The sequence below is a fragment of the Arthrobacter sp. MDT2-34-1 genome (assembly GCF_059091365.1).
Window position 1 is genome coordinate 1 of the sequence record NZ_JBNHGO010000136.1, and the last position, 472, is coordinate 472.

1 protein-coding gene is annotated in these 472 nt (G+C 59.1%); it reads left to right on the forward strand.

The features are described from left to right. Nucleotides 1-53 precede the first annotated feature (53 nt). Nucleotides 54-472 (forward strand): substrate-binding domain-containing protein (locus AC5RVV_RS18040; RefSeq protein ID WP_494002718.1); only part of this gene is annotated, 419 nt, incomplete at its 3' end.

Consider the following 472-nt stretch of genomic DNA (forward strand, 5'->3'; position numbering starts at 1 on the left):
AGGAGGGGAAGGTCGGCTACTTGATTCGGCTCAACAACTCGACTGCTACGCCCATGGATCAACCCTTCAAGGAAGCGACGGCTGCCCTGGGTTGGGAGGGCCGGGTTTTGGCCACCGACGCAGCGGACCCCCAGGGCACCAGCAACGCTATCGAGCAAGCAATTGCCGGTGGTGCCGACTACATCATGATCAACTCGACCAGTGTCGATGCGATCGAGTCGGGGCTCGAGGCGGCGAAAGCTGCAGACGTTCCGATCTTCCTGAATTCCTCAGTGGGTGATGTCGAAGGCGAGGCGAACGGTATTTACGGCAATGTCGCTAACGTGGATAACATCGCTGCCTCCGGGCTGTCTTTGATGGACTGGGTGATCGCCGACAGCGATGGTGCGGGAAGTGTGCTGTTCGTGACCTACCCCGACGTTCCCGTCCTAGCAGCGTCGGGCACCCAGGTTCAGGAAGGATTAAAAGAGAA